Genomic DNA, 2,729 nt, shown 5'->3' with positions numbered 1-2,729 from the left:
AAACCTGTAAAGATGACGGCGTGATGAAAACCCCGTTTTCACGCGGGCTTTACAAAAACGGAGCCGGCTATGCCGGCTCCCGGTAGCGCCGGCCGTTGGCCGGCCCACGTAATGCCGGGTTACCTCACGAAGGCAATCCGGTCCATATGCGTGTTGCTCGCTGCCGCCAGCACCTTGGCCATCACTTCGTATTCGGCCTCCGGGCTGGTGTCGATGCGCAGCACCGGCAGGTTGCCGGCATTGGCCTGGACGACCTCCTGCATGCGTTGCTCCAGAGACGCCACGGCCACCACCTGTCCGTTCCACAGGATCTGATTGCTGGCATCCACCCGCAGTTCAATCGGCGGCGGCGGTTCGACGGTGGGTGCCCGGTCCGTGCGCTGGGGCAGATTGACCGGTATGGGGCGGGCAATCATCGGCGCGGTGACGATGAAGATGATCAACAACACCAGCATCACGTCGACCAGTGGGGTGACATTGATGTCGGCCAGAGGGCCGGAGGAGGAGGAGCCTGCTGCGCTGAATGCCATGGTGAGTTCCCCGTGCGTGAACGTTATGGATTCCCGGTAGCGCACGACCGTTGGTCGTGCGTCCCAACACTACGCCTGCACCGCGGGCCTGTTCAGGGTGTGCTGAAGCGGCGTTCATGCTCCGGTCGGGTTGCCTACGCCGGCCTTCACCGCAGGCCGTTATTCTTTGGGCATGAATCGACTTTCCCCGCTCCTGTTCAGCGCAGCCGCCATCGCCCTGGCCGCCGCCCTCCCCGCCAAGGCGCAGAGCCTCGACGCGCAGCGCGCGCAGATCAAAGCCGCCATCGACAGCGCCGAGCGCGGCCAGTTCGACCCGGCCCAGGCCGCCAGCCTGAGCCGTCATCCGCTGTACGGCTGGCTGGAGTACGCCAACCTGCGCCGCAACATCGACACGGTCAGCACCTCCCAGGCGCAGGACTTCCTCAAGCGCTACAACGGGCAGGCCGTCGCCAGCAGCTTCCGCAGCGTGTGGCTGCCGTCGGTGGCGCGCCGCCAGGACTGGCCGACCCTGCTCGCCAACTGGGTGCCCACCGACAATGTCGGCCTGCGCTGCGCCCGGCTCAACGCCCTGCAGGCAACCGGCAAGGCCGATGCCCAGTGGGTGAGCGACGCCCAGGCGATCTGGAAGAGCACCGGCAAGTCGCTGCCCGATGCCTGCGACCCGGTGTTCGCGGTGCTCGACGCCAAGGGCGGGCTCAGTGCCGAACTGCGCTGGGCGCGCATCGATGCAGCCGCCGACGAACAGCAACCGGCGGTGATGCGCAGCGCAGCGCGCGGGCTCCCGGCGGCCGACCTGACCCTCGCCAACACCTACGCCGCGTTTGTCGACAAACCCAACGCCAGCGCGCTGAACTGGCCGCGCAACGAGCGCAGCCGCCGCATTGCCACCGACGGCCTGGCCAAACTGGCCAAGGGCGACCCGGATGCCACCGAGCAGCAGCTGCCGCAGTACGCCAACGCGCTGCAGCTCAGCGCCGAGCAACAGGCCCAGGTGCGCTACCAGATCGCGCTGTGGACGGTGGCCTCGTATGGCCCCGACTCCGCGCGCCGGCTCAATGCCGTGCCCGATTCGGCCTATGACGAGCGCCTGCACGAATGGCGCGCCCGCGAGGCGCTGTCGCGCGGCGACTGGCCGGCGGCGTTGACCGCCATCCGCAAGATGGGCCCGACCCAGCGCAACGATTCGCGCTGGCGCTATTTCGAAGCACGCATGCTGGACAAGACCGGCAAGCGCGCCGAAGCCCAGCCGCTGTTCCGCGAAGCGGCCCGCTCGGCCACCTTCCACGGCTTCCTTGCCGCCGACCAGCTGGGATTGAGCAGTTATACGCTGTGCCCCTGGGAACCCAATGACAGCGCACAGGCACAGGCCGCCATCGCCCGCGACCCAGCCATCGTGCGCGCGATGGAACTGTTCAAGATCGAACGCAACGGCTGGGCCGTCGCCGAATGGAACGACGCGCTGAGCCGATTCGACACCACCCAGCGCCGCATCGCGGTGGAAGTGGCGCGCGACAACGGCTGGTTCGACCGCGCGGTGTTCTCGCTGGGCAAGACCCCGGACGAGCAGCGCCTGTACAGCCTGCGCTTCCCGTTGCATCACGACGACGCGATCCGCCGCGAGTCGGCGCGCCACGCGATTGACCCGGCCTGGGTCGCCGCTGAGATCCGCGCGGAAAGCATCTTCAACCCGAAGGCGCGTTCGCCGGCCAATGCGATGGGCCTGATGCAGGTGCTGCCGGCCACCGGAGCCAGCGTGGCCAAGTCGATCGGTCTGGTGAACTACGGCGGTGCGTCCAGCCTGTACGACCCGGACACCAACATCGCGCTGGGCACGGCCTACCTGCGTCAGTTGATGAACAAGTACGACGGGCTGCCGTACGTGACCATCGCCGCCTACAACGCCGGCCCGACGCCGACCGCCCGCTGGCAGTCGCAGCGTCCGGGTTTCGATCCAGACATCTGGATCGAGACCATCAGCTACAAGGAAACGCGTGAGTACGTCGCCCGCATCCTGGCCTTCAGCGTGATCTACGACTGGCGTTTGAACGGCAACGCGCTGCCGGTGACCGACCGCATGAACGGCCGTCTACAGGCCAAGCGCAAGCAGCTGACCTGCCCGAGCAACGCCGAGAAGACCGCCGATTGATCGGAACCGGTAGCGCCGGCCGTTGGCCGGCCCACACATCGCCTGGGCCGGCC

Annotated in this window: 2 protein-coding genes; one reads left to right on the top strand and one right to left on the bottom strand. The window is 67.5% G+C overall.

From position 1 onward, the window contains the following. Window positions 1-119: 119 nt before the first annotated feature. Window positions 120-530: a biopolymer transporter ExbD gene (locus QMX83_RS21090; protein ID WP_282298580.1), complete on the bottom strand. Its 411-nt coding sequence runs from the start codon at window positions 528-530 to the stop codon at window positions 120-122. A 172-nt stretch (window positions 531-702) separates the two neighbouring features. On the opposite strand from QMX83_RS21090, the gene QMX83_RS21085 reads away from it, so the two are divergent. Continuing rightward, entirely contained in the window at window positions 703-2,676 is a 1,974-nt protein-coding gene (locus QMX83_RS21085) for a transglycosylase SLT domain-containing protein (RefSeq protein WP_282298579.1), read from the top strand. Window positions 2,677-2,729: the final 53 nt, after the last annotated feature.

Origin of the sequence: Stenotrophomonas sp. PS02289 (assembly GCF_029960115.1) — a bacterium.
Taxonomy (GTDB): domain Bacteria; phylum Pseudomonadota; class Gammaproteobacteria; order Xanthomonadales; family Xanthomonadaceae; genus Stenotrophomonas.
This window is presented reverse-complemented; position numbering and strand designations above follow the sequence as displayed.

Bases quoted from the DNA above. Each gene is read 5' to 3' on its own strand.
- QMX83_RS21090 (WP_282298580.1), bottom strand. From the start codon at position 530: ATGGCATTCAGCGCAGCAGGCTCCTCCTCCTCCGGCCCTCTGGCCGAC.
- QMX83_RS21085 (WP_282298579.1), top strand. From the start codon at position 703: ATGAATCGACTTTCCCCGCTCCTGTTCAGCGCAGCCGCCATCGCCCTG.